At 64.1% G+C, this 26,198-nt stretch carries 24 protein-coding genes; 15 read left to right on the top strand and 9 right to left on the bottom strand.

The window, feature by feature from the left end:
* Window positions 1–260 precede the first annotated feature (260 nt).
* From LJ655_RS10345 to LJ655_RS10335, 3 genes are read left to right on the top strand one after another with little or no spacing between them, the layout of a single operon-like run.
* Window positions 261–1,208, top strand: coding sequence for a TauD/TfdA dioxygenase family protein (locus tag LJ655_RS10345; protein WP_230561151.1), 948 nt, complete (start codon window positions 261–263; stop codon window positions 1,206–1,208).
* A gap of 19 nt (window positions 1,209–1,227) precedes the next feature.
* On the top strand, window positions 1,228–2,499 hold the full coding sequence (soxC, locus tag LJ655_RS10340; protein WP_230561150.1) for a sulfite dehydrogenase: 1,272 nt from the start codon (window positions 1,228–1,230) through the stop codon (window positions 2,497–2,499).
* A complete protein-coding gene (locus LJ655_RS10335) occupies window positions 2,492–3,112 on the top strand; it encodes a c-type cytochrome (protein ID WP_230561149.1) in 621 nt (206 codons plus the stop codon). The genes soxC and LJ655_RS10335 overlap by 8 nt, the downstream gene beginning before the upstream one ends.
* Window positions 3,113–3,156: 44 nt before the next feature.
* On the opposite strand, the gene LJ655_RS10330 is transcribed toward LJ655_RS10335, so the two are convergent.
* Genes LJ655_RS10330 through LJ655_RS10310 form a run of 5 tightly spaced genes read right to left on the bottom strand, consistent with a single transcriptional unit; the run spans window position 3,157 to window position 8,298 of the window.
* Complete coding sequence (locus tag LJ655_RS10330) at window positions 3,157–4,539, bottom strand: LLM class flavin-dependent oxidoreductase (protein ID WP_230561148.1); 1,383 nt, start codon at window positions 4,537–4,539, stop codon at window positions 3,157–3,159.
* Between the two features lie 51 nt (window positions 4,540–4,590).
* Window positions 4,591–5,376 carry an ABC transporter ATP-binding protein gene (locus LJ655_RS10325; protein ID WP_230561147.1) on the bottom strand — a complete coding sequence of 262 codons (786 nt, stop codon included), beginning with the start codon at window positions 5,374–5,376 and terminating at the stop codon, window positions 4,591–4,593.
* A gap of 27 nt (window positions 5,377–5,403) precedes the next feature.
* Window positions 5,404–6,303 (bottom strand): ABC transporter permease, encoded by a 900-nt coding sequence (locus tag LJ655_RS10320; protein WP_230561146.1) that lies wholly within the window; start codon window positions 6,301–6,303, stop codon window positions 5,404–5,406.
* A gap of 23 nt (window positions 6,304–6,326) precedes the next feature.
* Window positions 6,327–7,190 (bottom strand): ABC transporter permease, encoded by an 864-nt coding sequence (locus tag LJ655_RS10315; RefSeq protein ID WP_230561145.1) that lies wholly within the window; start codon window positions 7,188–7,190, stop codon window positions 6,327–6,329.
* Between the two features lie 13 nt (window positions 7,191–7,203).
* Window positions 7,204–8,298: an ABC transporter substrate-binding protein gene (locus LJ655_RS10310; protein WP_230561144.1), complete on the bottom strand. Its 1,095-nt coding sequence runs from the start codon at window positions 8,296–8,298 to the stop codon at window positions 7,204–7,206.
* Window positions 8,299–8,544: 246 nt separating this feature from the next.
* On the opposite strand from LJ655_RS10310, the gene LJ655_RS10305 reads away from it, so the two are divergent.
* The 4 genes from LJ655_RS10305 (at window position 8,545) to LJ655_RS10290 (ending at window position 12,976) form a co-directional block, all read left to right on the top strand.
* Window positions 8,545–9,768 (top strand): acyl-CoA dehydrogenase family protein, encoded by a 1,224-nt coding sequence (locus LJ655_RS10305; protein WP_230561143.1) that lies wholly within the window; start codon window positions 8,545–8,547, stop codon window positions 9,766–9,768.
* Window positions 9,769–9,838: 70 nt separating this feature from the next.
* Entirely contained in the window at window positions 9,839–10,183 is a 345-nt protein-coding gene (locus tag LJ655_RS10300; protein WP_230561142.1) for a DUF3088 domain-containing protein, read from the top strand.
* 45 nt (window positions 10,184–10,228) lie between these two features.
* Window positions 10,229–11,578, top strand: a complete 1,350-nt coding sequence (locus tag LJ655_RS10295) for an LLM class flavin-dependent oxidoreductase (protein WP_230561141.1) — start codon at window positions 10,229–10,231, stop codon at window positions 11,576–11,578.
* Between the two features lie 42 nt (window positions 11,579–11,620).
* Window positions 11,621–12,976, top strand: coding sequence for an LLM class flavin-dependent oxidoreductase (locus LJ655_RS10290; RefSeq protein ID WP_230561140.1), 1,356 nt, complete (start codon window positions 11,621–11,623; stop codon window positions 12,974–12,976).
* A gap of 82 nt (window positions 12,977–13,058) precedes the next feature.
* Here LJ655_RS10290 and LJ655_RS10285 read toward each other — a convergent pair whose 3' ends face one another.
* The 3 genes from LJ655_RS10285 to LJ655_RS10275 form a co-directional block, all read right to left on the bottom strand.
* A complete protein-coding gene (locus LJ655_RS10285) occupies window positions 13,059–14,234 on the bottom strand; it encodes an ABC transporter substrate-binding protein (protein ID WP_230561139.1) in 1,176 nt (391 codons plus the stop codon).
* Window positions 14,235–14,358: 124 nt separating this feature from the next.
* Window positions 14,359–15,849 (bottom strand): NAD(P)-binding domain-containing protein, encoded by a 1,491-nt coding sequence (locus LJ655_RS10280; RefSeq protein WP_230561138.1) that lies wholly within the window; start codon window positions 15,847–15,849, stop codon window positions 14,359–14,361.
* Window positions 15,846–16,868, bottom strand: coding sequence for a LysR substrate-binding domain-containing protein (locus LJ655_RS10275; RefSeq protein ID WP_230561137.1), 1,023 nt, complete (start codon window positions 16,866–16,868; stop codon window positions 15,846–15,848). Before LJ655_RS10275 ends, LJ655_RS10280 begins: the two co-directional genes overlap by 4 nt.
* 341 nt (window positions 16,869–17,209) lie before the next feature.
* Here LJ655_RS10275 and LJ655_RS10270 point away from each other — a divergent pair, with 341 nt between their 5' ends.
* The 4 genes from LJ655_RS10270 to LJ655_RS10255 are packed head-to-tail and all read left to right on the top strand — an operon-like array spanning window position 17,210 to window position 21,930.
* Window positions 17,210–18,388, top strand: coding sequence for an ABC transporter substrate-binding protein (locus LJ655_RS10270; RefSeq protein WP_230561136.1), 1,179 nt, complete (start codon window positions 17,210–17,212; stop codon window positions 18,386–18,388).
* 40 nt (window positions 18,389–18,428) lie between these two features.
* A complete protein-coding gene (locus LJ655_RS10265; protein WP_230561135.1) occupies window positions 18,429–20,252 on the top strand; it encodes an ABC transporter permease in 1,824 nt (607 codons plus the stop codon).
* Between the two features lie 11 nt (window positions 20,253–20,263).
* Entirely contained in the window at window positions 20,264–21,133 is an 870-nt protein-coding gene (locus LJ655_RS10260; protein WP_230561134.1) for an ABC transporter ATP-binding protein, read from the top strand.
* 56 nt (window positions 21,134–21,189) lie between these two features.
* On the top strand, window positions 21,190–21,930 hold the full coding sequence (locus LJ655_RS10255) for an ABC transporter ATP-binding protein (RefSeq protein ID WP_230561133.1): 741 nt from the start codon (window positions 21,190–21,192) through the stop codon (window positions 21,928–21,930).
* Window positions 21,931–22,005: 75 nt separating this feature from the next.
* Here LJ655_RS10255 and LJ655_RS10250 read toward each other — a convergent pair whose 3' ends face one another.
* The gene (locus LJ655_RS10250) at window positions 22,006–22,815 is read right to left on the bottom strand and encodes a VOC family protein (RefSeq protein ID WP_230561132.1); all 810 of its coding nucleotides are present in this window, start codon (window positions 22,813–22,815) and stop codon (window positions 22,006–22,008) included.
* Between the two features lie 246 nt (window positions 22,816–23,061).
* On the opposite strand from LJ655_RS10250, the gene LJ655_RS10245 reads away from it, so the two are divergent.
* The 4 genes from LJ655_RS10245 (at window position 23,062) to LJ655_RS10230 (ending at window position 26,157) form a co-directional block, all read left to right on the top strand.
* Complete coding sequence (locus tag LJ655_RS10245; RefSeq protein WP_230561131.1) at window positions 23,062–23,910, top strand: ABC transporter substrate-binding protein; 849 nt, start codon at window positions 23,062–23,064, stop codon at window positions 23,908–23,910.
* An 87-nt stretch (window positions 23,911–23,997) separates the two neighbouring features.
* The gene (locus LJ655_RS10240) at window positions 23,998–24,693 is read left to right on the top strand and encodes an amino acid ABC transporter permease (RefSeq protein ID WP_230561130.1); all 696 of its coding nucleotides are present in this window, start codon (window positions 23,998–24,000) and stop codon (window positions 24,691–24,693) included.
* 10 nt (window positions 24,694–24,703) lie between these two features.
* Entirely contained in the window at window positions 24,704–25,420 is a 717-nt protein-coding gene (locus tag LJ655_RS10235) for an amino acid ABC transporter permease (protein WP_268991396.1), read from the top strand.
* Window positions 25,417–26,157, top strand: a complete 741-nt coding sequence (locus LJ655_RS10230) for an amino acid ABC transporter ATP-binding protein (RefSeq protein ID WP_230561129.1) — start codon at window positions 25,417–25,419, stop codon at window positions 26,155–26,157. Before LJ655_RS10235 ends, LJ655_RS10230 begins: the two co-directional genes overlap by 4 nt.
* The last annotated feature ends 41 nt before the right edge of the window (window positions 26,158–26,198 follow it).

The raw sequence follows: 26,198 nt of genomic DNA, 5'->3' as shown, positions 1-26,198 counted from the left end.
GATCACCGCGAGGCTGGCCGCCGGGCGATCGGCGGCGGCCAGCAACGAAATGGAGCGTCTACGTCGCGAGATTCCCGCACCGGCCCGCTCGTTCGACCGCGCGCACGACACCATCTTCCAGGCTTGCCTCGCATTACATCCCTGCGAATAACCAAAGCGCAAATCGGTTGTTATCGGCGCAACGGCGCATCCTTATACTGCCCCGATGTCAGCCGTGTGCGGCATCGCGCGGCGAGCGCCCCCAATCAAGGAGAACGACGATGAGTGCAGCCCCGATCGAGGATGAAGCTAACGTCCACGTTAGCCCGCTGTCAGCGCATATTGGCGCGCTGATTAGCGGAGTGGACCTGACACGGCCGCTCGATACGAAGCAGATTCGCGCGATCCGCGCAGCGTTGCTGAAGTGGCGAGTCGTGTTCTTCCGCGAGCAGTTCCTGAACCACGAGCAGCACGTTGTCTTTTCTGCCCAGTTTGGCGAACTGACGGTCGGGCATCCGGTGTTCGGTCATGTCGACGGCCATCCGCAGATTTACTCGATCTCGAAGTTTCGTCAGGCGACGCGCTTCGAAGGACAACCGCTGTTGCGGCCATGGACCGGCTGGCACACCGACGTCACGGCGGCCGTGAATCCACCGTTCGCGTCGATTCTGCGTGGCGTGACGATCCCGCCGTACGGCGGCGACACACAATGGACCAATCTCGTCGTCGCATACGACAAACTTTCGGAGCCGTTGCGCAAATTCGTCGATGGTCTGCGCGGCATACATCGGTTCGCGCCGCCGCAGGGCGTGAAAGGCACTGATTCATTTGCCGAGGCGGTCGGCCGGCATACGCTGGTGAGTGAACACCCGCTCGTGCGCGTGCATCCCGAAACGGGCGAGCGCGCGCTATACGTGAGCCCGGGCTTCCTGAAACAGATATCCGGGCTCACGCCACGAGAAAGCCAGCTGCTGCTCGAACTGCTGTGGGAGCACGTGACGCGGCCGGAGTTCACGGTCCGCTTCAAATGGGAAGCCGGCAGCGTGGCGTTCTGGGACAATCGGACGACCGCGCATCTCGCGCCGACCGACATCTTCGACCTCGATTTCGATCGCCAGCTATACCGCACGACGCTCGTCGGCGACGTGCCGGTCGGGCCGGACGGACGCGCGTCGGTAGCGCTGGAAGGCTCGCCGGTGGGGGCGGCGACAGCGCTTGCACTGAACTGAGATGCCGCGACATTCACGTATGACGAGCGATGCGCATGATGCGTCGCGACCCGCGTCGCCGCGCCGGCGCCTACTGGGCGGCCTCGCGCTGTCCGCACTGGCCGCACCGAATCTGAAGGCCGCGACGCTGCTAAAGCCCTTGGACGTCGACGCCTGGACGCGCAAACCTGGTGCACCGATTCTCGAACACCCTTATGGGCTGCCGTCGCCGCATGAAGCGGATGTCGTTCGCCGTGCCGCGCGGGCGTGGCCGATGCCGGGTGCCGCATCGTCGTTGACGCCGCTCGCGGATCTGCATGGTTCGATCACGCCGAACGGACTCGTGTACGAGCGGCATCACGCGGGAGTGCCCGACATCGATCCCGACGCGCACCGGCTCGTGATTCACAGTCTCGTTCGCGAGCCGAAGCTCTTCACGATGGACGACCTGTTGCGCTTGCCTTCGGAGTCGCGCATTCATTTTCTCGAATGCTCGGGCAACACGGCGAGCGAGTGGAAAGGACCGAGTGGCCTGCCGGTACAGATCACGCACGGCCTGCTGTCCTGTTGCGAGTGGACGGGCGTCAGACTCTCGACGCTGCTCGAAGCGGTCGGGGCACGCACGCCGGCAAGCGACGGCACGACGCCGCAATGGCTGCTCGCCGAAGGCGGGGACGCTGCCGCCATGACGCGCAGTCTGCCGCTCGAGCGGATTCTCGAGCGCGCGCTCGTCGTCTATGCGCAGAACGGCGAGCGCCTGCGGCCCGAGAACGGCTATCCGCTGCGTCTGATCGTGCCGGGTTTCGAGGGCAATACGAACGTGAAATGGCTGCGGCGGCTGAAGGTCGTCGAAGCGCCGTTGCAGACGCGCGAGGAAACGTCGAAGTACACGGGCGTCCTGCCCGACGGGCGTGCGCGTCAGTTCGTGTTCGAGATGGACGCGAAGTCGGTGATCACGCGGCCGTCCGCGGGACAACGGCTGACAGTGCAGGGCTTCTATCCGATCGTTGGTCTCGCCTGGTCGGGGCGCGGAGCGATCCGCAAGGTCGAGGTATCGACCGATGGCGGCGCGACGTGGCAAGCCGCGGTGCTCGATGGGCCTGCGCGCGATCGCGCGTTGACGCGTTTCCAGGCCGGCTTCGTGTGGAATGGCGCGCCGACCGCGATCCTGTCGCGCGCCACGGATTCCACCGGATACGTGCAACCGACGCGCGAGGCGCTCGTCGCGGCGCGCGGATTGAATTCGAACTATCACTACAACGGCATTCAACAGTGGCGCATCGAAGCGGACGGGAGCGTGAAAAATGCATGAGCCTGTCCTGCCCGTTGCCACGGTATCCAGAGTGACCCGCGCTCTGCTGGCGGTGCTCACGGTTAGCAGTCTGGTCGCGGGTTGCTCCTCTTCGTTCAATGCAACGCGCGACGCGCAGTCCACGGCCGCGCAAACGGGCTGGCGCTCATCCATCGACGCCATCGGCAAGCCCATCGGCGAAACCGATTTGAGCGCATGGAATATCGACGTCGCGCCGGACGGCCGTGGCTTGCCCGATGGCAGCGGCGACGTCGCTTCGGGCGGCCGCATTTTCGCGGCGAAATGCGCGGCCTGTCATGGCGCGAAAGGGGAGGGGGTGATCGGCGACCAACTGGTCGGCGGAGCGGGCACACTCGCGAGCGCGAATCCGAAGCGCACGGTCGGCAGCTACTGGCCCTATGCGACGACGCTGTTCGACTATATCCGCCGGGCGATGCCCTATAACGCGCCGCAGTCACTGAGCGCCGATGAGGTGTACGCGCTCAGCGCATGGATATTGAACCGCAACGGCATCGTGCCGGACGATGCGCGTCTCGACGCGCAGTCGCTTGCCGCCATCCGCATGCCCAACCGCGATGGCTTCGTGCCGGACCCGCGGCCCGGCAAACTTTGACAGCGAGTGCCGGCGGCTTGTCCCCTCGCTCGCCGGCGTACCGCTCAGGAAGCGGCCACCGCGTGTTGGCCGCGCTCCCGCGCCGTCCGGGTGTAGCGATTGAGCGGACGCGGCAGCCCCAGATGCTCGCGCAGCGTGCGGCCCGTGTACTCAGTGCGAAAGAGTCCACGTCGCTGCAATTCGGGTACGACGGTATCGGCGAATTCGCTGAGCCCGCCCGGCAGCCACGGCGACATGATGTTGAAGCCGTCCGCGCCTTCTTCCTCGAACCATTGCTGCAACTGGTCGGCGATGCTCTGCGGCGTGCCGATCACCTGTTGATGCCCGCGCGCGCCCGCGATGCGCAGATACAGTTCGCGGATCGTCAGATTGTCGCGCCGCGCGAGGTCGAGCAGCAGCCGCTGCCGGCTTTTGCCGCCATTGGTTTCGGGCAGATCCGGCACCGGGCCGTCGACAGGGTATTGCGACAGGTCCATGCCGCCGGACATGTTCGACAGCAACGCGAGGCCGACCGCCGGATCGATCAGATCCTGCAACGCGTCGAACTTGTCGCGCGCTTCCTGCTGCGTCTTGCCTATCACCGGAAAGATGCCCGGCATGATCTTCAGATGCTCGGGCGCGCGTCCGTAGCGCGCGAGGCGTCCTTTGACGTCGCGATAGAACTGCTGCGCTTCGTCGAGCGTCTGATGCGCGACGAAAATCACATCGGCCGTCTGCGCGGCCAGCTCGCGCCCGGCTTCAGAGGCGCCCGCCTGCACGACTACCGGCCAGCCCTGCGGCGAGCGCGCGACGTTCAACGGTCCGCGTACGCTGAAGTGTTTGCCGCGATGGCCGAGCACGTGCAGCTTGTCGGCGTCGAAATAGATGCCGCTCGCCTTGTCGCGTACGAACGCGTCGTCTTCCCAGCTGTCCCACAGACCTGCGACCACGTCATAGAACTCTTTGGCGCGCTCGTAGCGCACCGCATGATCGAGGTGCTTGTCCCGACTGAAGTTGTGCGCTTCCGTTTCCGTGCTGGACGTGACGAGGTTCCAACCCGAACGGCCGCCGCTCAAATGATCGAGTGAAGCGAATTTGCGCGCGACGTTGTAGGGCTCGTTGAAGCTGGTCGACACGGTTGCGATCAGTCCGATGCGCTCCGTCACGACCGACAGTGCGGAGAGCAGCGTCAACGGTTCGAAGTGATCGGCGCGTGCGGTGCGCGACAGCGACGGCAGATGCGTGTCGCGCACGCTGACGCTGTCCGCAAAGAAGATCGCATCGAACTTCGCGCGCTCGGCGATGCGCGCGAGGTGCGCATAGTGGGCGAAGTCGAGGCCACCCGCTGCATGCGTGTCGGGATGACGCCATGCGGCGATGTGGTGGCCCGTCTCCATCAGGAATGCGCCGAGGCTCATCTGTCGTTTTTGTTGCGATGCTGCGCTCACTGCTCGCTCCTTGTGACGGACGTTGAGGGAAGGTTCTTACAACGGTCGAGGTCAGCCTGCGTTGCCGGCTCGCTCGGAGAAATCCGCGAGGATCTGCTCGCGCAGCTGTACGAAAAGCGGATCGCTGCGATCGCGCGGCCGCGGCAGGCCGACATGCGTGATCCGTTTGATTCGTCCGGGGCGCGGCGCCATCGTCACCACGCGATCGCCAAGTTGGATCGCTTCGTCGACATCGTGCGTGACGAGGATCATCGTGATCCGCTCGCGCTCCCAGATCCGTTGCAGTTCGCTCTGCAGCCGCGCGCGGGTGAGGGCGTCGAGCGCGCCGAACGGTTCGTCGAGCAACAGAACGCGCGGGCGATTCACGAGTCCGCGCGCGATCGCCACGCGTTGAGCCATGCCCCCCGACAGCTGATGCGGATAAGCGTGCTCGAAACCTTGCAAGCCGACGAGCGCGACGTGTTCCGCGACCGCTGCGCGCTTCTGTTGCGGCGAAAGCGGCGCGTTGCGCAGTGCGGCGAGGATGTTTTGCGACGCCGTCAGCCATGGAAACAGCCGGTGATCCTGGAATACGATGCCGCGTTCGAGCGACGTATCGAGCACGCGCTCGCCGTCGACGAGGATGTCGCCGCGATAGTCGATGTCGAGTCCCGCGACGAGCCTCAGCAGCGTGGACTTGCCGCAGCCGCTCGCGCCGAGCACGCTGACGAATTCGCCGGCTGCGATGTCGAGTGAAATGTCGTCGAGAACGAGCAGGTCGTCGGCCGTGGCGTGCTGCCGTGCGTAGTGCTTGCTGACGCCGCGTATGCGGATGCCTTCCGGAACAGTGGTGGTCATGGATTCGTTTCCTGTTGATGAGCGGCCTCAAGCGACGGAGCGTTCCCGCGGCGCGCCGCTTCTGCGCGCCACCACGCGCCTCTCGACGCCTCGGGCGAGCGCATTGAGCGCCCAGCCGGTCACCCCGACCACGATGATGCCGAACAGCACGAGGTCCATCCTGAACTGCTCGCTGCCGTCGATCAGCGTGTTGCCGATGCCGCTGCCCGCGACCAGCAGATACTCGGCGCCGAGCGTGGCGAGCCACGAATAGATCAACCCTAGATAGATGCCAGTGAAGATTGTCGGCAATGCGGCCGGGAGAATCACATAGCGGATCAGCTGGATTCGCGAGTAGCGCAACGCGCGCGCGACCTCGATGTAGCGGCGCGGCACCGCGTGGATGCCGTCGCAGGTATGTGCGGCGACAGGCAACAACGCCGCGAGCGACAGAAACACGACTTTCGCCATGTCGCCGAGACCGAACCAGACGGAGATCAGCGGGATCCATGCGAACAGGGAGATTTGCTTGAACGTATCGAAGCTCGGACCGATCAGGCGTGTCGCAATGCGCGAAAGCCCGAGCGCCGAGCCGAGCAGCAGGCCACCCGCGGTGCCGATCACGAAGCCGCTCGCCTCGCGCGCGAGCGAAGCCGACAGCGCGCGCAGCAATGCGCCGCTTTTGATCTGCTGCCACGCGGTATGTGCGACGTCGCCGGGGCTCACGAGCAGGCCGCTTTTGACGAGGTGTAGCGCCGACACGAGCCACCATAGCGCGAACAACGCGAGCGGCAGCACGAGCCCGCGCCAGTTCACGGTATCAAGTCGGCTCCTGAGCGCTGCCACGCGAGGCGGCCGGGCAGGCGCCTCGCAACTGCATGGCGGGGGAGCGCTTCGCCGTGGCTCGAAAAAGCGGTGCAGCGCGTCGGAAACCGAAGTGAGCGGCATGAAAGAATCCTGAGACGAAGCGCCTACTCGCGAAACGCCGAAGGTTGGCCGCGCCGCAGCCGCGCTTCGAGCGCATCGAGCAGACGGTTGATTGCAAAGCCGATCGCGCCGACGATCACGACGGCCGCCATGACCAGATCGAGTTGAAAAAGCTGTCGTCCATAGACGATCAGGTAGCCGAGCCCCTCCGACGACGCCACCAATTCGACCACGACCAGCGCGAGCCACGCTTTCGTGAATGCGAGCCGCACCCCGGTGGCGAGCGTCGGCACCGCGGCGGGCAGCACCACATACGCGATACGCTGCCAGCGGCCATAGGCGAACACGCGCGCGACTTCATCGAGCGCAGCGGGCGTCTGGCGAAAACCCTGCATCGTGCTGAGCGTGACGGGCACGAGCGCGGCATGCGCGATCAGGATGTACTTGAGCGGCTCGCCCACGCCGACGAGCAGCAGCAGAAACGGCAGCCAGCCGAGCACGGGAATCTGCACGAGCGCATTGAACGCTGGCAGAACGTACGATTCGACCGTGCGCGACAGGCCGAGCGCCGCGCCAATCGTCAAACCGGCCAGCGTGCCCGCGCCGAAGCCCAGCAGCACGCGCTGAAGACTCACGAACGTATGGTGCGCGAGGTCGCCGTTGCGCGCGAGTTCGCATAGCGTGTCGAACACCATCTGCGGCGGCGGCAGGATTTGCGGCGCGATCCAGCCGCGTTCGCAGCCGATGCTCCACAGCGCAAACAGTGCCGCAGGCAGCAGCCACGGCGCGATCTGCCAGCCGACGGCCCGCGCGCGCCGATGGACGTTCGCTCGCGGCTTCGCTTCGTTCGCCTCACGCCCGGGGACGTGCGCCGCGGCCGAGGACCATTCGCCAAGCGCCTTGCTCATCGTCGATCTCCGGTCAGCCGAGGGGTTTGCCTTGCGCGTCGTAGCGCGTCCAGTAATGTTCGAGCGACTGACTATGCAACGCGTTTTCGAGGTAGCGCGGTTCGAACCAGCCGTCGACCACGACGGGCTGACGGATCAGCTTGAGCTTCAGCGCATCGCTCGCCACCGCCTTGTAGCGCGCGACGATGAACGGATCGATCAGCGGCGAGTTACGCGACTTGAGCGTCTGGTTCGCGAACTCGGCCTGCCACGACGCGTAGCTGACGCCGCTTTTCTCCCAGAGCTTGAAAAGTGCATCGCGGTTCGCTTCCTCGGACGACCACTGCGCGCCCTTGACGAACGCGTTGACGACCCGTTGCACGATGTCGGGATGTGCGCGGTCGAAATCGTCGAGCACGAGCAGATGCGATTGCCGCGTGAACTGAGGACCGCCTGTCTGCGATTCGTAGATGATCTTCGCAAGTCCCTGATCGCGCAGCTTGTAGAGGTGATAGTCGTTGACCGACGCGTCGACGCCTTTGGACGAGAGGGCCGCGAGCGCGCTGGCTGAATCCAGATTGATCACGCGCAGATCGCGCTCGTCGAGCTGATTCGCGGCGAGCACGTTGTCGGCGACGAGTTGCAGGTTGGTGCCGCGGAAAATCGACACGCGACGGCCTTTCAGGTCCTTCACGCTCTGCACGGGCGAGTCCGGCGGCACGGCGAACTTCACGCCGACCCGCACGCCCGATTCGAGCAGGATGCGCGTTTTCAATCCGTTTGCGCGGCCAAGTACGGAGGGCAGATCGCCTTGAAATGCGAAGTCGAGCGATTTGTCGGCGATCGCTTCGTTGACAGCCGGACCCGCGCCTTTGAAGAAAAGCCATTCGATCTTGATGCCGTCGGCGGCGAATTCTTTTTCGAGCAACTGAAGCTGTTGCACGGTGGCAGCGGGCGAACCGCCGAACGTCGGCGGATCGCCGGCGCCTTGCTGCGCGACGCCGATGCGGATCACGGCGGGTTTATCCGCGTGAGCCTGGGACGATGCGAATGCCAGCACCGCGGCGAGCAACGCGCTCCTGAGCAGAAAGACGGTTTTCAGAAAGGTTCGCGGGATTCGATTGGCCATTGATCGAGAGGATGCGCAGCGCGGCGGTGCCGAGGAACACTCATTCTTGACGACGTTCTTTCTAAGGACAAGGAAGCATTGCAGCTATGGATATGCGCGGCAGTGGCAAAGCATCTGAGCGAATAACGTAAGCGCGAATCGGTTGTTATCTGAACGACGGTGCATCCCTATACTGGCTCGTTGTCGATCAGCTCCGACTTCCGCCACCGGTATGCCGGTCCAAATGTCCAGCAAGAGGAACAATGAATGTCCGCACACGATCTGGGGAACCCTGCCGCGCGCCAACGGCTACAGACCGTACTCGATGAGTTGCCCGCGCTAGCGAAAGCCATTGGGGAAGGCGCGGCATCGCGCGAGGCGCGCCGCGAGCTCCCGTTTGACGGCTTCGCGCTCTTTCGGCAATCGGGCCTCGGGCGATTGCGCTTGCCCGTCGAGTGGGGCGGCCTCGGCGGCACGCTCGAAGACGAGTTTCATGTCATCGCAACGCTCGCCGCTGAAGACAGCAACGTCGCACACGCGCTGCGCATTCACTACGACCAGACGGAGACGTTGCTGCTGTCGCCACGCACGCCATTCAACGAAATCCAGATTCAGCGCGTCATCGATGGCGCGATTTTCGGTGGCGCATCGACGGAACTCGGTACTTCGCGGCCAGGTGAAATCACCACGCGATTGCGCCGCGACGGCGAGCATTACCGGCTGAGCGGCCGCAAATACTACGCCACGGGCACGGCGTTCGCGGACTATGCACGCCTGAATCTGCAGGATGAGGACGGCAACGCGGTCGCCGCCATCGTGCCCGTGAAGCGTGAAGGTTTTCGCGTGCTGGACGACTGGGACGGTATGGGGCAGCGCATGACGGCCAGCGGCAGCCTCGAATTCGACAACCTGCTCGTGCGCGCCGACGAAGTGACGCCGCGCGTGCAGACGACGCTTGCCGGCCGTCACGGCGGCGCGCTGCGGCAGCTGCATCTGGTGGCGGTGGGAGCGGGCATCGTGCGCAACGTCGTCGCGGATGCGAAGCACTTTGTGCTGCGGCATGGCCGCCCCGTGCTGCATAGCCCCGCGCCGTCCGCCCGGGAAGACGCGTTTATCCAGCAGGTCATCGGCGATCTCACGGCGCACAGCCACGCAGTGGATGCGCTCGTGCGCGAGAACGCGCGCGTGCTGGAGCGCTCGTCGCGGGCGATCCGTCTGAGTGCTGCCGATGCGGAAGCGCTCGTGCTGGAAGGTGCGCTGGCAACGGCCCGCACGCAGCTGATCGTCAGCAAGCTCGCGCTCTATGCCGCCGAGCGGATGTTCGAAGCAGGCGGCGCGTCGGCGACCTCGCGCGCGCACAACTTCGACCGTCACTGGCGCAATCTGCGCACCATTTTCAGTCACAACCCGCTGCTGCACAAGGCGCGTGTGATCGGCGACTACACGCTCAATGGCGTCACGACGCATCTCACGGAAGGCCGTGTTTTCTAGCCATTTCTCACACGTTCCCGGGTATTCACACGACATTCGACCGCTTCACAATGACAAGGAGCGACCTGCCATGAGCCGCGATCTTCTTCTACTGCTGGAACCCGGATTCACCGATCCCCGCTATCCGGGCGAACGTTTCATCTGTCCCGATGGCGCGCCTATCGAAGGGCTGCTTGCCAGCGACCCGCCGCGCGTCGCCAGACTGGACGTGAAGCGCGTCCCGTTCGAGCGGCCACGCAAGGCGGTCGTCGAGGTGCTCGATGCCGAGCATCAAAGCCTGCCCGTGCTCGTGCTCGGTGACGAACATCCCGTGCCCGCCGATGCGCAGACGCTGGGCGAGCGGCGCTTTGTCACCGATCCGCGCCGCATTCTCGAACTGCTCGCCGCGCGTCATGGTTTCCCGAAAGTTCATTGACCCCCGAACGCACGAAGGCGACCCGATCATCAAAGGAGAATTCCGATGAGCCGCAATCCGGCGCACCGCGTGCCACGCCGCCTGCATCTGAACGTCAATATCCTGCACTCGGGCTTCGTGCCTTCGGCATGGCGACGTGACGATGCGGACCCGCGCGCGTTCATCGATGTGAATCACTACGTGCGCGTCGCGCAGATCGCCGAGGCTGGCAAGCTCGACGCGGTCTTTCTGGCCGACAATGCGGCGATCGTCGATCAGATCGACTTCCGGCCCATCACGGCGCTCGAACCGACCGTGCTGCTCGCCAGCATCGCGGCGGCCACGACGCACATCGGCGTGATCGGCACGGCATCGACGAGCTATAACGAGCCGTACAACATTGCGCGGCGCTTTGCGACGCTCGATCACGTCAGCAACGGACGCGCTGGCTGGAACGTCGTCACGACAGCCGATCTGCCGTCCGCGCGCAATTTCGGCCATGGCTCTGTACCGGACCACGCGCAGCGGTATGACCGCGCCGCGGAGTTCACGGAAATCGTCAAGGCACTGTGGGACAGCTGGGAAGACGATGCATTCGTCGGCGACAAGACCGGCGGCCGTTTTGTCGACGTCGACAAGGTGCATCCCGTCGCGCATCGCGGCCGCCACTTCGCGGTCCACGGCCCACTCAACCTGCCGCGCTCGCCGCAGGGGCATCCCGTGCTGGTGCAGGCGGGCGCATCGGCCGATGGCCGCGAACTCGCAGCGCGTCACGCGGAGGCGGTCTTTTCCGCTTCCCAGTCGTTCGAGGAATCGGCGGCCTACCGGCGCGATCTGAACGAGCGGGCGGCCGCTTATGGCCGGCCCGCGGTGAAGGTGCTGGCCGGTCTCACGACCATCATCGGCGCGACTGAGGCGGACGCATTGCGGCGCCGTGACGAACTCGTGGACCAGATCCCGTGGCGCTATAGCCTGAACCGTCTGGCAGGCACACTGGGCATCGACGTTGACCGCCTGAAACTCGACGCACACTTGCCCGATGACCTCGCGTTGCCTGGCCGCGGCAACGGTAATCACACGTTTTTTCACGCGACTATCGCGCATGCGCGCCGTCACGGACAGACGGTGCGCGAGCTGATCCGTTCGCTCGCGGGTGGCACTGGTCACCGGGTGATCGTCGGCACGCCCGAGCAGATCGCCGACGACATCACACAGTGGTTCAACGGTGGCGCGGCCGATGGCTTCAATCTCATGCCCGACGTGCTGCCCGGCGGCCTGATCGATTTCGTCGATGGCGTGGTGCCGATCCTTCAGAAGCGCGGCATCTTTCGCACCGCCTATGAAGGCGCGACGCTGCGCGACCATCTCGGGCTTGCGCGCCCCGACAACGCACAGTTGTGGCGAAAGAGCGCATAGAACGGCAGCGATCATCTACCTCAACTACGACTCGCGCACACCATGAGCCAACGTAAAGGACATCTGCGCCTCGGCGCTTTTCTGTATCCAACGGGACATCACATCGCGGCATGGCGCCACCCGGATTCGCCCGCTGATGCGGGGCGCGACTTTCGTCACTATGTGCAGCTTGCACAGGCCGCGGAGTCGGCGAAGTTCGACCTGATCTTTCTCGCCGATGGCTCTGGAACGCGCGGCGACAACGTCGAGTTTCTCAGCCGCACTGCGCACAGCTATGTCGCGCAGTTCGAGCCGCTCACGTTGCTGTCGGCGCTAGCGGCCGTGACCGAAAAGATCGGTCTGGTCGGCACCGCTTCGACGACGTTCAACGAGCCGTATCACATCGCGCGCAAATTCGCCTCACTCGATCACATCAGCGGCGGGCGAGCCGGATGGAATCTCGTGACGTCGTCGAGCGCGCACGAGGCGAAGAACTTCAACTTCGACGAGCATCTCGCGCATGCGCGGCGCTATGAGCGCGCGGTCGAATTCGCCGAAGTGGTGGAGGGACTGTGGGACAGCTGGGATGAAGACGCATTCGTGCGCGACAAGGCGGCAGGCCGTTACTTCGATCCCGCGAAACGCCATGTGCTCGATCATCGCGGCGAATTCTTCAAGGTGCGTGGTCCGCTCAATGTCGAACGCTCGCCGCAGGGCCGGCCCGTCGTGGTTCAGGCGGGCTCGTCGGAAGCGGGCAGGGCGCTGGCGGCACGTACTGCGGAGGTCATCTTCACGGCGCAACAGACACTCACCGACGCGGTCGCGTTTTACGCGGACGTCAAAGGCCGGATGGCGCAATACGGCCGCGAGCCGGAGGACCTCAAGATCATGCCCGGCGTGATGCCGATCGTCGGCGCGACGCAAGCCGAGGCGCAGGAAAAGTTCGAGGAGCTTCAGGCCTTGATCGACCCCACCGTGGGACTTGCGCTGGTGTCCACGCTGACGGGTGGCTTCGACCTGTCGGGCTACCCGCTCGACGGCCCGATTCCGGAGCTTCCCGAGACCAACGCGAGCAAGAGCCGGCAGTCGCTCACGCTCGAACTGGCACGGCGCGAAAACCTGACGATCCGCGAACTGTATCTGCGTGTCGCCGGCGCACGCGGACACTGGCAGCTGGTCGGCACTCCCGCGCAGATTGCCGACGCGCTGGAAGAGCGCTTCGTACACTACGGCGCGGATGGCTACAACGTGATGCCCGCGCTGCTACCCAATAGCCTCGATGACTTCATCCGGCTCGTGCTGCCCGAGCTGCGGCGGCGCGGGCTCTTTCGCAGCGAATACGAAGGCCGCACGCTGCGCGAGAACCTCGGCTTACGGCGGCCAGTGCCGCGCTATCAGCGCGAAGCGGTGACGCAATGACAGTGCACGGTCATTGACGCAAGACCGCCTCGCGCGGTCTTCCTGTGCGCGCAGCCAGACGTCGGCTAGCGTGCCGCACGTTTCATTTCGCCGCCAGCGCAGGCTTGCTGCCCAGCAGCGCCCACTGACCGTTCTCGACGACGAGATTGACGCTCTTCACACCGATCACGCGGCGCGTGTTCGGGTCGAACGTCGCTTTGTCGAAGACCACGCTCGGCACGTCATGCAGCTTCGGCAGCGCATCGCGAACGCCGCGTCGATCGAGTCCACCGGTGCGCAGCGCGTACGCGGCGATAATGGTGGCGTCATAGGCGAACGCATTGAACGCGTCTGGCTGATGGTGATACTTTGCTTCGAACGCACGCACGAAACGCTGGACTTCGGGATTCGGGTCGCCAGGAAAGAAGCTCGTGTTGGTCGTGACTCCATTTACCGCGTCGCCACCCAGCTCCATGAATTTGGGCGAGTAAACCGAACTGGCGGCGACAATCGGCAGCGTGATACCGCCCGTGCGCGCCTGGCGGACGATCTGCGCGCCATCCGAATAATACGAAATCAGCACCAGTGCGTCGGGTTTGGCATCGCGCACGCGCAAAAGCGTCGCCCGAAAATCTTTGTCGGTGGGCTGATAGCCTTCGGCGGCGACGACCTGCGCGCCGCGCGCGGCCGCAGCCTTCACGAAGACGTCCTTGCTGGCGCGGCCCCAGTCGGTGTTCTGGAACAGGACGGCGAGGTGTTTGAAGCCTTGTTTGACGGCCAGATCCGCGAGCAGCGGCTGAGCGTCCGCCTGGCTCACGGACGGACTCCAGATGAAGTCGCCGCCTTTGGTGAAGTCGGGATGCGAGTTGGTAAAGCCCAACTGCACCAGCCCGGCGCGCTGATAGATCGGCGAGGCCGCCATCGAGGCCGGACTCGAAAAGTCACCCAGCTCGATCAGAATGCGCTTGTCGTCGACGAATTTCTGCGCAATGGCGACGGCCTGGCGCGGATCGCTCTGGCTGTCTTCGAACACATATTGCAGAGGATGGCCGTTGATGCCGCCCTGACTGTTGATCTGCTCGAGCGCGAGGTCGAAGCCGGCTTTCCATTGAGCGCCATATTGCGCGTTCGGACCGGTCAACGGTCCGCTTACTCCGAAGAAGACCGGCTCGTCGCTGGGGCTCGCAGCGGATGACACCCCGAAAACGGACAGCGCGAGCGCCGCGCCGGCAACCATGAAGAGCCGCTGGAGCAGCGTCGAAGAAGGCCACGCAGACATGAGTGAGTTCTCCATCAAAAGATTGGGACTGCGAGTCTCCAACGCATTGGTTCGAGCGGCAACCAAGCGATTGGCATATCCATATTCGTCTATCGACAGAGTTGCCCCGCGCCGTCAAAAAACATCATGCAGTAGTGTCCATGGCGCGCGTGTCGGCGTCGGCCCATTCGTCGCCGGCGAGCTCGACCGTGTCGAAGGCCTGCAGCGCCGCGAAGTGCGCCTCGCGGTCGGCGTAAAACAGCATGGCGGCGATCGCCCGCGCGAGGCGTTGCGCGCCGTCGCTGATCGCAGGAATGTCGCCTGCGACCTTGCCATGCGTGAGGCTCGCCGCGTGATTGAAGCAGTGAATCCGCGAAAGGGCGGCACAGGTGCCCGGAATCCGTTCCTGGAACGCGAAGTTACGGTCCAGGTCGGGTGAGCTCGCCAGATCTTCGTTCTGCAGCTCCGGGACTGCGGCGAAGCGGTCGCGCCAGCGGCGAACGTGTGGCGCAATCAGTGCGAATTCGTCGCGCGTGTCAATTTCCGAGTGAAAGCCGGTCGCAAAGATCAGGTAGTCAACCTCGTAATGGCCTTTCGGCGTATCGATCAGAACGGTATTGCCGTCGTGGTCCACGCTCTCGAGCGGACTCGACAGATGCAGGCGGGCGTTTGGATACTGCGCGACCCGCAGCACACTATCGCGCGGCGGCGGTGTTTGGGTTTGCGCCGAGTAGTGCAGAAAGCGCCACTTCCAGACGTCATCGAGGTGGGCGAAACCGTGCACCAGACCCGGGCTGCCGATGCCGGTCAGCTTGTTGATACGGGGTAGCGCATCGCGGCGCACGAACAGATCGACGTGTGCGGCGCCCGCTTCCAATGCGCTCGCCGCATTATCGAACGCCGACGCGCTGGCCCCGACCACCCCCACGCGCTTGCCGCGTAACGCGGCGAAATCGATTGCATCGGACGAGTGTGCGCGCAGGTGCGCGGGCAGAGCGCGTCCTACTTCGGGAATGAACGGACCGCCAAGTCCCGCGCGCCCGGTGGCGAGGACGACATGCCGCGCCAGCATGGTGTCGCGTCGCGGATCGCTGTCCTGTCCGGCGGCAGCGTGGAGCAGGTCCAGTTCGATCAGGCCATCGCCGCGAGTGCGCAGTTTTTCGACGCGCGTGTCGTTGCGCACCGGTAGATCGAGCACGCGCCGATACCAGCGCAGGTAGTCCATCCACAGCGTGCGTGGAATCTTGTAGAGTGCCGCCCATTGCTCGCGGCCGAATTGCGCTTCGTACCACGCGCGGAACGTGAGCGCGGGCAAACGCAGTGCCGGGCCAGTCAACTGCTTCGGCGAGCGCAATGTCTGCATGCGCGCGTAGGTGATCCACGGACCTTCCCGGCCCACGGGCGCCTGATCGAAGAGTCGCTGGTTGTCGATGCCGAGGAAGCGCAACTCGGCGCTCGCGGTGAGCCCCGCCATCCCGGCGCCGATGATGGCCACATCGAGCACCCGTTGCCCGTCGACGGTTCGCGCGGGCACCCACGGGGGCGCGGGAAGCTCCAGCCAACTGAGGTCTTCGCGAAGCCGGGCTTCGAGCGCAGCCAGGCCATCAGCGCTCACGCAATGGGGCGATGCGGTCATACCTTGGCTCCGAGGTCGCGGTTAAGAAGCGTAGCGGTATCGCTTGAGTTGTCTGCGCCGCTCGTGCGGTCGTGCGCGACCAGTGCGCCATGTTGGGACGCGGCGTGACGCACCGCGCCTGGCAGCAGCTCGTGCGACACTTGCGCGAGCGTCTCGATCATGGCGTCCACCTCAGTGCTGCGGAGCCTGCCCGACAGTGTGACGACGCCGTAGAGAAAGGGAATCGCCGTGTCGAGGGCTTTGACTTCGACGTCGCCGACGCGCATACCGAATGCCGTCACCGGATCGACGATGGCCACGCCGAGCTTCTCTTGCGCCGCCATCATCGCGCTGAGCGAGGCGTTGGTTTCCAGCACGACGTGAAGCGCGAGGCTCGCCTGATCGAATGCACGGTCGATGCGGTTGCGCAAGCGGTAACGGTTCCCGAGCGTAGCGACCGGTTGCCCATCCAGACACGCGAGTGGCAGTACGGCATGCCGCGCGAGCGGATGGTCCCGATGCAGTACCGCCACGCAGGGTGTCTCGATGATGTAGTGCACGTCGAGTGCCGCATGGTCGAGCGGCAGCGTAGCGATGCCTATGTCGGCAGCGCGCGATAGCAACGCCTGCGCGACCTGTTCAGCAGATACGCTGCGCAGTTGCGTGTCAACGCGCGAGCGTCCCGGCGGATGGTCGCGTGCCAGCTTCGCGAGGGCGCGCGGCGCGAGCGCCGCCGCGAGCGCAGGCGTCGCCACCACGCGCAGCGGTGTCGGCTCGTCGCGGCCAATTGCGCGTGCGCTGGCTCGAATCGTATCGAGGCCGACGAGCGAACGCTCGACTTCCGAATAGAGCAGAAACGCGCGGCTCGTCGGCGTGACGCGCGGCCCTTTGCGGTCGAAGAGCGCGTAGCCGATCTCCTGTTCCAGGTCCTGGACCGCTCTCGTCACGGCTGGCTGCGAGCGGCTCAGCAAACGCGCCGCGCCCGTCATGCTACCGCTCGACATGACCGCCGAAAACGCTTCGAGTTGATGCAACTCCATCCGAAATCTCATCGATGTGGTGAGCGCATTGTAGAGGCCATTGCATGCGCGATTCTTATAATTAATTCGGCAATGCAATTGACGGAATTCGGGATTTGCATGGCACACGGGCAACCTCGAGCTTCAGACGAGTGACTTGCGAAGCGGGTCAGAAAACCGCTTTAAACAAGGGCTTTCGAGAAAAACGCATTTCCTTCGATCGGACGCCGTACACGACCATATATTCCGTTTTCATATGCTTTTGTGGTGCGAACGAATAAGCATTGACGCTTATCTTCGTTGGCCCGCTTCAGTCCCACATGGTTACATCGGCTCACCCTATTTGATGGCGTGAGAAAAGCATGTCGATGCTGAAAGACAAAAAATACCGCGCAGCGCGGGCGCTGCTTCAACTGGCTGGCGCGCTGACGTTTGCCTCCGGTGGTGCAATACCCGCTGCTCACGCAGCCGATCCGTACTGGGTCGGTGTGACAGGGCCGTTGAGTGGGCAGGATGCCCAATACGGGGAGCAGTGGAAGCGCGGTTTCGATCTCGCGCTCGAGCAGATCAACGGCAATGGCGGCATCAACGGGCACCCGCTCGCCTACGACTTCGAAGACAGCCGCAGCGATCCGCGCCAGGCGGTCGCCATCGCGCAGAAATTCGCCGACGACAAACGCATCCTGCTCGAACTGGGCGATCTGTCGAGCGGAGCCTCGATGGCGGCGTCGCCGGTCTACCAGCGCGCCGGCCTTGTGCAGTTCGGCTTTACCAATTCGCATCCCGACTTTACCAAGGGCGGCGACTACATGTGGAGCACGGCGATCAGCCAGTCGGAAGAACAGCCGCTGCTCGCGCGTTACGTCACCAGGGGACTCGGCTTCAGGAAGATCGCCGTGCTCTACCTGAATACCGACTGGGGCCGCACCAGCAAGGACATCTTTGCCAGGGCCGCGGCAGAGGACGGCGCTCAGGTCGTCGCAGCGGAGGCGTATCAGCCGAACGAAAAGGACTTTCGGGCGACGCTCACGCGTGTGCGCAGCGAGAACCCCGACTCGATCGTGCTGATTTCGTACTACTCGGATGGCGCGCAGATCGTCCGTCAGGCGCGAGCGGCAGGCGAGCGTGCGCCGATCGCGGCGGTCGGCTCCGTGTATTCGCCCAAGTTCCTCGATCTCGGCGGCCCTGCCGTGAATGGTGTCTATACGGAATCGAATTTCTTCCCCGGCGACCCGCGCCCGGAAGTGCAGAGCTTCGTGCAACGTTACCGCGCCAGGTATGGCGCCGACCCGGACACGTTTGCCGCACGCGCCTACGACGCGATGATTCTCGCGGGCGAAGTGATCCGCCGCTATGGCGCGGACCGCAATGCGGTGCATGACGGCTTTGCGAAGATCGACGACGTGCCGAGCGTGATCTTCGGCAAGTTCAAGTTCGATCCGCAGACGCGCCGCGTGGCCGGTGCGAAGAACCTCGATCTGGTCGTCAAGGACGGCAAATTCGCGTTGTGGGACGGCACGGGTGCCGTGCATGCGCAATGATCGACAGCAAGTACCCTATTGGCTTCAGGACTGACGCGCGATGAATGCCTGGTTCGACTACACGATCAACGGGCTGATCGTCGGCAATATCTATGCGCTGCTGGCAGTCGGTCTCGCGCTGATCTTCGGCGTATCGCATCTGATCAATTTCGCGCATGGCTCCGTGTACATGGTCGGCGGCTTCATCGGCTGGCTGTGTTTGACGCGGCTCGGCTTGCCGCTGCCGGTCGCGCTGCTCGCGACCATTGCGGGCTGTGCGCTGCTTGGCGTCGTCATCGAACGGATCGGCTTGCGGCCGTTGCAGGGTGCCGCGCGGATCGCGCCGCTGCTCGCGACGATCGGTATCAGCTTCGTGCTCGACCAGCTCGCACAGATCGTCTTTGGACCCGACCCGCGGCCGGTGCCGAGCTCGTTGCCGGACTGGACGCTGTCGATTGGCGGCGCGACCCTTGGCTCGCTCGATCTGCTGATTGCAACGATCGGCGTGAGCGCCGCGGCGGTGCTCTATGTATTCCTGCGTTTCACGCGGCTCGGCTGGGCCGTGCGCGCGACCGCGCAGGACCGCGACGCCGCGCAGCAGATGGGGGTCAACGTCGATGCCGTGAATCAGGCTGTGTTTGCGATTGCGTGCGGGCTCGGCGGCCTGAGCGGCTTGCTGGTAGGCATGTACTACAACAGCATCGATCCCGCGATGGGCTTCCAGGCGACGCTCAAGGGCGTGGTCGCGTTGTTGATCGGCGGGCTGGGGAACGTGCCGGGCGCGATCGCGGGCAGCCTGCTGCTCGGTCTCGTCGAAAGCTACGGTGTCGCGCTGTTCGGCACCAGCTATCGCGACCTGTTTGCGTTCGTGCTGTTGCTGGCGTTTCTCGTGTGGCGCCCCAATGGACTCTTCAGTTCGAGCCGGCGCCTGCCTCCCGAGCCGCTGACGGGCACGTTTCTGTCGAATCGCAAGGCAGTCAGGATCTCACCGCGCGTAGTGATAGCGCTGGTGGCGATCGCGTTCGTGCTGCCGCTCGTGACGCCCTCGGCATATCTGCTTCAGACGCTCACCAACGGCTGGATCTATGGGCTGCTTGCGCTCAGCCTGACACTCGTCGCGGGAACGGTCGGACAGATCTCGCTGGGCCACGCGGCACTGCTGCTGATCGGCGCTTATGCGTCGGCGCTGCTGTCGATGAATTTCGGCTGGTCGCCCGCGCTGACGATTCCGCTCGCCGGTCTCGTCACGGCCGCGATCGGCACGTTGCTGGTGTATCCGTCGTTCCGGCTGCGCGGTCACTATGTGTCGATCGCAACGCTCGGGATCGGTGAAATCATCGGCCTCGTGGTGCTCAACTGGGACAGCCTGACCCGTGGACCGGTCGGCATCACGGGTATAGCGCCGCTGTCCCTGTTCGGCTGGCAACTGACGGGCGTGCGCGCCGTTTACTGGTTCACGCTCGCGGTGCTCGTGCTGCTCGCGCTGTTGCAGATCCGGCTGCTGCGCTCGCACCTGGGCCGCACCTGGCGCGCGATTCGCGAAGACGATGTCGCGGCGCGCGCATACGGTATCCGCCCCAATCGATACAAGGCGATCGCTTTTGCGTGCGGGGGCCTTGCTGCCGGTATAGGTGGAGGCATCGCAGCGCATCTTTACAGCTACATCAACTATCAGACCTTTGATTCGCAGGTTTCTATACTCGCGCTGACGATGGTGATTCTTGGCGGCCTCGGCAGCGTGATCGGCGCGGTAGCGGGAGCGGTTGCGCTGATCAGCCTGCCCGAACTGTTCCGCTTTGCCGCCGATTACCGGATGCTGATCTACGGCTTGATCCTGCTGTTGTTGGTGCGTTTCCGGCCGCAGGGTCTGTTCGGTTCAGTGTGACGGAGACGACGATGACTTCCTCTTCCATCAATGCTGCGGAGATCCTGTTCGACGTGCGGCGTGTGACGCGCCGCTTCGGCGGCCTCGTCGCCGTCAACGAAGTGAGCCTTTCGGTAGCGCGCGGCGAATGCATAAGCGTGATTGGACCGAACGGCGCCGGCAAGTCGACGCTGTTCAACCTGCTGACGGGTATCGATACGCCTGACGCCGGTGAAGTGCGCTTTCGCGGCGAGGACGTGACCGGCATGGCGCCGGAACAGCTCGCCGCGCGCGGCGTCGCCCGAACGTTTCAGCATGGCCGTGTGTTCGGCAACCTGAGCGTGCTCGATAACGTGCTGATCGGCGCTCACGCGCGGCTCGCAATGACGCGGCGCGGCTGGCCCGTGGTCGGCGCGTTCGCGGAAGTGCTGCGCGCGCTGGCTGCGCCCGGTACGGTGCGCCGCGAGGACGCCGCGCTGCGCGAAGAAGTGACCACCCTGCTCGCGCGTTTCGGCACCCGCCTCGCGCCGCGTATCGATCAACCGGCGCATAGCCTGTCATATGCGAACCGCCGGCGCGTCGAGATAGCACGCGCCTTGGCGCTGCGTCCACAGATCCTCGTGCTCGACGAGCCGACCGCCGGCATGAACGAGTCGGAGACCGCCGAGATGCTCGAACTGATTCTCGAGCTGAAGCGCGACGGACTCACCATGCTGCTGATCGAACACAAGCTCGAGCTCGTGATGCGGCTGTCGGACCGCGTACTGGTACTCGACGACGGCCGCAAGATCGCCTCGGGCTTGCCCAACGAGGTGCGCAACGATCCCGCCGTGATCGAGGCCTATCTCGGCAACCGTCAGGTGGGTGCGCACGCCGTTCGAAACGAAACGGCAGCCGCATGAATGCAGCCCGCCTGCATCTGATTTCGTCGCAAGACCCATCTTCTAAACACGCCACCATGACTGAGCCGTTGCTCGAACTCCAACAGATCGACACTTTCTATGGGCAGATTCAGGTCCACTTCGGCCTGAACCTGCGCATTGGACGTGGTGAGGTGGTGAGCCTGTTAGGAGGCAACGCCAGCGGCAAATCGACGGCAATGAAGGTGATTCTGGGTCTGCACAAGCCGCGCACCGGGACGATCAGTTTCGACGGCAAGCCCCTGAACGGTCTGTCGACCCCGCAGATCGTGCGGCGCGGCATCGCTTCAGTGCCGGAGGCGCGCCGTCTGTTCGGCGACATGACGGTGCGCGAAAACCTGCTGATGGGCGCTTTTACGCGCAACGACCGCGCTGGTATCGCCGAGGACTACGAACGCATGCTCGAACTCTTTCCGCGTGTGAAGGAGCGGCTAACGCAACGGGCCGGGACTTTATCCGGCGGCGAGCAACAGATGCTGGCCATGGCGCGTGCGCTGATGAGCCGGCCCTCGCTGGTCTGCATGGATGAACCGACCATGGGACTATCGCCGCTCTATGTCGACAAGGTGCTCGAACTGATCCAGACGATCAACCGCCAGGGCATCACGTTCTTCATGGTCGAGCAGAACGCCAGCCTCGCGTTGCAGATCGCGCATCGCGGCTATGTGCTGCAGACGGGGCGCGTGGTGTTGGATGGGACGGCTCGCGAACTGCTCGCCGATCAGCGGATTCGCGATGCCTATCTCGGTGGGGCACTGGCGGCGCAGACTGCATCGTGAGGGCGGAGCTTCCAAGGCGGCCCGCGTGCGTCGAGCGGCGGGGCTTCGGCATGCGCTTGAGCAGGTATTTCAGGCTCAGGAACCGGCGACGAGTTCAAGCGTTGCGCCGTGAGTGAGTTCGCTGGCGAATCTGCGGGGCGTGCCGCCCGCGTGCGTTTCCAGAGCGACCGCAAACACGCCTTCGCCGCGTGCGGCCAGATGTCGACGAAGGTCCGACGCGAAGCCGTCCGCGTCGTCGGGCGTGCGGGAGGGGCTCAGCAGCGTCAGTCCGGTTGGGCCGAGGCGCAAAACCGCCAGAGCGACGCCATAGCCCGGCAAGGGCGCGCGCTGCACGTCGATAGCGCCGAGCAAAGCGCGATAGCGCGCGACGCTGGCATCGAGATCGTTCACGACGAGCGTGATGTTCGCCACACCACGCGCACCGTTTTCATGGTGCCGCACCGCACCTTCAGCCACGCGCAAACGACGCGGTGTCACATCTCCGCACAGGAACGGCAAATCCGCGCTGCGGGGCTTGCCGATCTGCCATTCGAGCCGCTCGCCGTCAGGGCGCAGCCGTCCCCCTGCGATCGGCCCGTCGTAGACGAGTCCGCGTTGACCCGCACCGTCGATGGTGGCCGCGACCGATTCCGGCAGTAACGCGAAATCGACAAAGCCATCGCCGACGTGAGCGCCGTCGTCCCACCAGCGGTGCTCCGGCGCATCACGCAAGAAGGCGATCAGTTCGAAGTAGCTGCCATCGGCGAAGCCAATCAGTGCGTTATGCGTGGCGCCGTCGGCGTGCGTGCCACCGCGCTGCACCGTGAAGCCGAGCGAACCGAAGTGAGCGATGGACTGTTCGAGATCCTGTACGCGGATCACGATGTGATCGAGCAAAAGAGACATGCGGGACAAGCTCCCGGTTGGCAAAGCGCCATCCTGGCGGCCCCCGCTCTCGAGAACAAGAAAGTATTTGTGCTATGGATATGTGCGCTGATGCTTTCCGGCGCTCGCACATTTGAAACGTTTCTCGCGAACGCTGGTTTTTTAAAGTGCAATCCCCTGTCATTTGTTTATCGGAATTTCTTCGTTTTCTTCCCCTGCGCCGCAGCATAGAGTGGCGCGTCCACTACTCAGAAACCGGGGTTTCTCATGCGTATTCCACTGTTGTTCAAGGTTCTTGTCGCGGGTGTCATTGCGTTCGGTACCGCCGCTGCGCAGGCCGACCAGCTTGCGGACATCAAGCAGAAGGGCGAGATCGTGTTCGGCGTGCTGGGTACCGATGAGCCGAACAGTTTCATCGATCCGCAGACGCGCGACTATATCGGCTACGAAATCGACATCGCCAAGGCAGTAGCGAAGAAGATCGGCGTGAAGCCAGTCTTCAAGCAACTCTCGGTGGCGGCGCGCATTCCCGAGCTGCAACAGGGGCATGTGGACGTGCTGGCCGCTTCGCTCACCCACAACAAGGAGCGCGAGTCGCAGATCGATTTCGCGCTGACGCACTTCATCACCGGGTCCAAGGTGCTGATCGTGAAGTCGAGCGGGGTTCACAACATCGCTGACCTCGCCGGCAAACGCGTGCTGACGGTCAAGGGCGGCACGCAAGTGCCTAACCTGCAGCGCGTCGTGCCGACCGCGCAGATCATCACGTTCGAAACCACCCAGCAGGCGTTCCAGGCGCTGCAGCAGGGCAAGGGCGTGGCCTACGTGAACGACGAATCGTCGCTGTTCGACGACGTCCACAAACTCGGCCCGCGCGCTGCCGAATATGAAATCCTGCCGCAGAACCTGAACGTGGAGCCGCTCGCACTCGGTATTCGCAAGGGCGAGCCGGCGCTAAAGGCCGTCATCGACGACGAGTTGCGTGAACTCGAAGCGTCGGGCGAGGCCAACCGGCTCTATGACAAATGGTATGGCAAGGACAGCAAACTGAAGTTCGGTCCGCGCAACTTCAAGCTCGAAACCGACCGGATCGACAACGACAAGGTCACCGGCTGATCGACGCACACCGAGCCGTCCGTCTGCCGCAGCCCACCATGCGCTCCGCTGGTGGGCTGCGAACGTTATTCCGTCTCACCTTGCCTTATGCGTTCATTTGATTGGTCGATCCTGCTTTCCGGCCCTTACCATGCGATGCTGCTGGCCGGTCTGCGGCTGTCGCTGACCCTGCTGGGCGCGACGTTCATCCTCGCGCTGCCGCTCGGCGCGCTGATCGCACTCGCGCGCCTGTCGCCCTTCGCGTTACTGCGTGGCGTCGGTGCTGTTTTCATCGAATCACAGCGCAACGTTCCGCTTCTCGCTCATCTGCTCTTCTGGTACTTCGGCGCGCCCGAGCTGCTTCCCGATGCGGCGAAGCAATGGCTGTACTCGCACGATGTCGAAACGATCGCAGCGGTGGTGGCGATCACGCTGTACTACGCCGCGTTCATGTCCGAGGACATGCGCAGCGGGATTCGCTCGATCGCGGCCGTGCAGTTCGAGGCTGCGCGCGCGCTCGGGCTGCCATGGCTCGCGTCGATGCGGCTCGTGGTCTTGCCGCAGGCGCTGCGCGTCGCGGTGCCGCCGCTGCTATCGCAGACGCTCAACATCTGGAAGGACACCAGCGTCGCTACCGTGATCGGGACCGCGGAACTCATGTACCAGGCGGCGAGGGTGGAGAGCGCCTCGTTTCGCAGCGTGGAGGCGTTTACGTTCGCGACCGTCAGCTATCTGGCGGTGTCGTTGTTGATATCCGCTCTGGCGAGCGGATATCACCGGCGCTTTCCGCCGCGTGCAATCTGAGGAGGCCGGCATGACCATTGCCGAGGTAGTTGGAAACTACTGGCTCTACTTTCTGGTCGGCCGCTTTCCGCACGGGCCGCTGGGCGGACTCGCGCTGACTCTGGTACTGGCTTCGTGCGGTCTGCTGCTGGCTCTGCCGTTCGGCTTGCTTCTCGGGCTTGCGCGCGTGAGCCCGTGGCGCTGGCTGCGCTGGCCGGTGACGACACTCGTGTTCGTGGTGCGTGGCACCCCGCTGCTGATGGTGGTGTTCTGGGCATACTTTTTCCTGCCCAGCGTCACCGGTATCCATACCGGACAGTTTTCCACCATGCTGATGGCGCTCGTCTTGTTCGACAGCTGTTATCTCGCGGAGATCGTACGCGCTGGCATTCGCGGCCTGCCGCGCGGCCAGACGGAAAGCGCGCGCTCGCTCGGTCTGCCGTGGCTTGCGACCATGCGCCTCGTGATCCTGCCGCAGGCGCTGCGCCATATGTTGCCTTCGCTGGTCAACCAGTTCATTTCGACCATCAAGGAGACGTCGCTCGGCTACATCATCGGACTGGCGGAAGTGTCATTCGTGGCTACCCAGATCAACACGCTAGTATTTATCTACCCCACCTACATTTATCTGACACTGGCACTGACCTACTTCGTGCTCTGCTTTTCCCTCTCGCGTTTCTCGTTCTGGCTGGAGCATCGTTCCGCGCGTCAGACGAGGCGCGGTGTATTAGTCATGGTTACGCAATGATCCAATTGGATAACGTCAATAAGTGGTACGGCCAATACCACGCGCTCGTCAACGTCAGCGAAACGTTCGCGAAGGGGGAGGTCGTGGTAGTGTGCGGCCCGTCCGGCTCCGGCAAGTCTACATTGATCCGCACCCTCAACCGGCTCGAGCCGATCGACTCGGGACGCATCCTGGTCGAAGGGGAAGATATCCATCGCCGCGGGCTCGATATCAACGCGTTTCGCTCGCGTATCGGCTTCGTGTTCCAGCAGTTCAATCTATTTCCGCACTTGAGCGCGCTCGAAAACTGCACGATTGCGCCCGTGTACCTGAAACGCGCGACGCGCCCGGAGGCGCGTGAGCGTGCGCTCGCGCTGCTCGATCGCGTGGGACTCGCGCACAAGGCGCATGCGTTGCCGTCCGAGCTGTCGGGCGGCCAGCAGCAGCGTGTGGCGATCGCGCGCGCACTGACGATGCAGCCACCCGTGATGCTTTTCGACGAACCGACGTCCGCACTCGATCCGGAAATGGTGGGCGAGGTCTTGCAAGTCATGAAAGGCCTCGCGCGCGATGGCATGACGATGGTGGTGGTAACGCACGAGATGGGTTTCGCGCGTGAAGTGGCCGACCGGGTGCTATTCATGGATCGCGGCGCGATTCTCGAGCGAGGCACGCCAGAGACATTTTTCGAGTGGCCGGAGCACCCACGCGCCCGGAAATTCCTGGCGGATATTCGCGTGTCGCCCGCGACTATCTGACTTGCCTCGCTCGACGACGCGTCACCGATATTCGGATGACC

It is taken from the genome of Paraburkholderia translucens (genome assembly GCF_020881035.1).
GTDB lineage: Bacteria > Pseudomonadota > Gammaproteobacteria > Burkholderiales > Burkholderiaceae > Paraburkholderia > Paraburkholderia translucens.
Note: the sequence above shows the minus strand (reverse complement) of the source record. Positions and strands in the feature narration are given on the sequence as shown.